At 68.8% G+C, this 4,085-nt stretch carries 4 protein-coding genes and 1 pseudogene; all 5 read left to right on the forward strand.

What is annotated here, in order from left to right:
* Positions 1 to 102 (forward strand): annotated as a pseudogene (locus AB0K15_RS47880) (lipoyl synthase); the annotation flags it as partial.
* Positions 103 to 241: 139 nt separating this feature from the next.
* Complete coding sequence (locus AB0K15_RS47885) at positions 242 to 895, forward strand: DedA family protein (RefSeq protein WP_364067883.1); 654 nt, start codon at positions 242 to 244, stop codon at positions 893 to 895.
* A gap of 64 nt (positions 896 to 959) precedes the next feature.
* The gene (locus AB0K15_RS47890) at positions 960 to 1,829 is read left to right on the forward strand and encodes a patatin-like phospholipase family protein (protein WP_364067885.1); all 870 of its coding nucleotides are present in this window, start codon (positions 960 to 962) and stop codon (positions 1,827 to 1,829) included.
* A 108-nt stretch (positions 1,830 to 1,937) separates the two neighbouring features.
* Positions 1,938 to 3,143 (forward strand): Ig-like domain-containing protein, encoded by a 1,206-nt coding sequence (locus tag AB0K15_RS47895; RefSeq protein WP_364067887.1) that lies wholly within the window; start codon positions 1,938 to 1,940, stop codon positions 3,141 to 3,143.
* A gap of 499 nt (positions 3,144 to 3,642) precedes the next feature.
* Complete coding sequence (locus tag AB0K15_RS47900) at positions 3,643 to 4,053, forward strand: hypothetical protein (RefSeq protein WP_364067889.1); 411 nt, start codon at positions 3,643 to 3,645, stop codon at positions 4,051 to 4,053.
* Positions 4,054 to 4,085 lie beyond the last annotated feature (32 nt).

Consider the following 4,085-nt stretch of genomic DNA (forward strand, 5'->3'; position numbering starts at 1 on the left):
CAGACCAAGGCCCACCGCGGCGAGGAGCTGCCGGACAACCTGGCGCACCTGGCCGAGCAGGGTCCGGCCGCGCAGGAAGCCAGCTCGCTGCTCGCGCGCTGACCGCGTTCGCTTCGGGAAGGGCCCGCTCATTTCGAGCGGGCCCTTCGTCGTTCCCGGCCCCCTACGGGCTGTCCCTGGGAAGTCCCCCAGGTCGGGCCGAACGCCGTGACGGATTCCCAAAAATCCGTAAAGTGACCTTGTGGCTTTGGTAACGGATCTCCTGAACTGGCTGCAAGGACTCCCGGAACCGGGCCTTGTCGCCGCGGCCGGCGGGCTCGTGTTCGCCGAGTGCACCATCGGTCTGGGGTTCATCGCCCCCGGCGAGTCGGCGCTGCTCATCGCGGCCACGACGGCGACCACGACCCCGAGGTTCCTCACGCTGTGGGCCGTGGTCACGGTGTGCGCGGCGCTCGGCGACTCCGTCGGCTACGGGCTCGGCCGCCGGTTCGGACCACGGCTGCGCGAGACGAGGCTGATCCGCAAGTACGGCCTCGACGCGTGGGACAAGGCCGCCGGCGTGCTGGAGCGGCGCGGCGCGTGGGCGGTGTTCTTCGCGCGGTTCCTGCCGGTGCTGCGCACGTTGACGCCGGCCGCCGCGGGTGCGTCGCGGCTGCCGTTCCGGAAGTTCCTGCCCGCGACGGCCGCGGGGGCGCTGTGCTGGTCACTCGTGCACATCAGCCTCGGCGCGGCGCTCGGGGAGGCGGCGAAGCAGGTGGAGGGCGCGCTCAGCACGGGCTTCCTCGCGGCGGCCGCCGTGGTCGTCGGGGTGCTGGTGTTCTTCCTGGTACGCCTGAAGAAGCGCAAGGCGCTGGCGCCGGAGAAGACCGAGGAACCCGTCCGCGTCACGGAGTGATTCGGTGCGGCATCACACGTCCGTGACACCTCCGTGAACGCTCACTCTTACTACATTCGGCGGTATGACCCCACTCGATCTCCCCGGACCGGTGGCGTTCGTGCTCGGCGGCGGAGGGAGCCTGGGCGCGCTGCAGGTCGGGATGCTGCGCGCGCTGGACGAAGCCGGTGTGACGCCCGACCTCGTGGTCGGCACGTCGGTGGGTTCGCTCAACGCGGCCGTGCTCGCGTTGCCCGGTACCGACCGGCTCGGGCGGCTGCACGACATCTGGAAGCACATGACGAAGCACGAAGCGTTCCCCGGCGGGGTGTTCAGCCAGGTGCGCACGCTTCGGCACAGCAAGACGAACCTGTTCCCCAACACGGGTCTCACGAAGATCATCGACGACCACCTCGGCCCCGGCCGGCGCTTCGAGGACCTGGAGCTCCCGCTCGGCGTGGTGACCACAGACGTCGACACGGCCGAGCCGGTGCTGTTCCGCACGGGCCCGGTGCGTGAGCCGTTGCTGGCCAGCTGCGCGATTCCGGGGATCTACCCGCCGGTGGACTACGACGGCCGGCTGCTCTACGACGGCGGCCTCGTGGCCAACGTGCCGATGCGCCAGGCGCTGTTGATGGGCGCGAAGTCGTTGGTGGTGCTGGACTGCGCGTTTCCCGGCAAGATGCCCGGTGCGCCGCACACGTTCGCCGAGGTGATGATGTTCACCGCGTTGATCAGCATGCGCAACCAGGCGGCGCTGGAGGCTCCCGCGGCGGCGCGGCGGGCGCCCGTGGTCTACCTGCCCGGGCCGGCGCCCGTGCGGGTCAGTCCGCTGGATTTCACGAAGACGGACCAGCTCGCCGACGAGGCGTATCACTCGGCCCGTGACTACCTCAAAGAACTGGTCGTCGACGGCCCCGGTCTCTACGGCGCACCAGGGCTCGTCACGGCGTGATCCACGCCACTGCGATGCACCTATCCGCTGCGTGGGGCGTCTTCCTGATCGCGTAGTTTTGGAATGGAAGAAGCCTGCCGGCCCGCGATACCCCGCAAAAGAGACAAAATGTTCCCGAAGAAGACTTTCCTTTCGGTTGCCGGAATTCTCGCGGCAACCCTGCTGGTTTCGGCCTGCTCCTCCGGTGGGGACACCGGGGGCAGCGCCGCGCCCGTCACCCCGGGTGGCACGAGTGCGGCCACCGCCGCCACGTCGGCGACGGTGTCGATCGACCCGGCCGACGCCTCCGGGATCAGCCCGACCACCCCGATCGTCGTGAAGGCCGCCAACGGCAAGCTGACCGACGTGACGGTGACCAACTCCAAGGGGAAGTCGGTCGCCGGCAAGCTCGCGACGGACGGCTCGAGCTGGACCAACACCGAGGTGCTCGGCTACGGCGGCACCTACAAGGTCGTCGCGCACGCCCAGGGCGCCGACGGCAAGCAGGTGGAGAAGGACGGTGACGTCACCACGGTGTCGCCGAAGAAGCAGGCGAACGCGAACCTGATCCCGGCGCCGTCGGCCGTGAAGTCGACCGGTGTCGGCGTGGGACAGCCGATCGTGTTCAGCTTCGGCGTCGCGGTGAAGAACAAGGCCGCCGTGGAGAAGGCGCTGTCGGTGCAGTCGTCGCCGAAGCAGGACGGCAGCTGGTACTGGATGGACGACAAGAACGTCCACTACCGGCCGAAGGAGTACTGGCAGCCGAACACCACGCTGACCGTCACGGCGAAGATCTACGGCGTCGACTTCGGCAACGGCGTGTTCGGCGCCGAGGACCGCACCGAGACGTACAAGGTGCACGACTCCTGGATCGCCAAGGCGGACGGCAACAGCGAGCAGATGCAGATCTTCCACAACGGCGCCATGGTGAAGTCCATGCCGATCTCCATGGGCAAGGACTCCACGCCCACCCACCTGGGCGCCCACGTGATCTCGGACAAGCAGGCCAACTACACGATGGACTCCTGCACATACGGCGTCTGCCCGCCCGACCCGAAGGCCTACCGCTCCAACGAGAAGTGGTCCGAACGCATCTCGAACGACGGCGAGTTCGTGCACGAGAACCCGAACAGCGTCGGCCAGCAGGGCAGCTCCAACGTGTCCCACGGCTGCATCAACCTGAACGCCGCCAACGCCGAATGGTTCTTCCAGAACTTCGGCCTCGGCGACGTCGTGGAGGTCACCAACTCGGGCGGCCCGCAGCTCCCGGTGTGGGACCTGTACGGCGACTGGTCCAAGTCCTGGACGGACTGGCAGAAGGGCTCGGCTCTCTGAGCCTTCACTCCGTCCTGGAGTGAGCCTCGCGGGTGATGGACTGGCGGAAGGCGCCGGAGCGATTGTCGCTCCGGCGCCTTTCTCGTGTCCGGGTGTGCCGTGTGGGCTTCGGGCCGGGAATTGTCGCGCGAAGGCCGGCGTGGAGTTACGTTCCCGCCCCTGATTGCCCGGTTGGGTCGATTTGCCCGCCGCCACGCAGCGGGTATCGAATTGGTACTTCGGCGCCTCTCGCGTCAGGGTTGGTGCGTTGGCTTGTGCTGGGATCTTGTTGTGCGGGCTGTGAGGCAGCTGCGTTTTCGGCCTGGTCTGGACCGGCCATCCGGTCCGGGCGGTGCGCACGCGGAGTCGGCGACCGGGTGATGCTTCCGATGAGGTCGAGCCCGGTCGGAGGGCACCGAGGACGGCGACGGGCTCTGTGACGTTGCAGGCCGTCGGGAAGTCGGGGCCGGGCAGACGGGGTGCAGCCGTCGCGGCAGTCCATTCCGGGTACGAGCAGGGCGTGTTCGGTCAGGTGGGGGCGGTGCACTTGTACCTCGAGCTCCGCCAGGCCCTCGACCTTGCGCGGGCGCACCTCGGTGCGGGCGGCCAGGGCGCGCAGACCGCAGCCTCGATAGGCCGGCAGACCTCCTCGGGGTGGATCACCGCGGCGGCGCGGGCGCCGAGGGCACGCTTCACCACCACGGCGTGGATGCCGCCGGCCGCCTCGGTGGCGACGGTGTGGAAGCTGGGTCGTGAGTGCGGGCTGGGGCGGCCGAGCTGGCGGCTGGATGCCGCGGCGCACCGTCAGGGGGCGCTCGATGGAATGGTGGCCCGGGAGTGGTGGGTTGGGTCGGCTGACATCAAAGAAAAAGGTCTGGAAATGCGGTCAGGCCCCGGGAGAACCGCTTGCGCGTTCTCGACCGGGGCCTGACTGTCACGTAAAGTTCGGCGGCGTCCTACTCT

The organism is Amycolatopsis sp. NPDC049253 (genome assembly GCF_040678995.1).
GTDB lineage: Bacteria > Actinomycetota > Actinomycetes > Mycobacteriales > Pseudonocardiaceae > Amycolatopsis.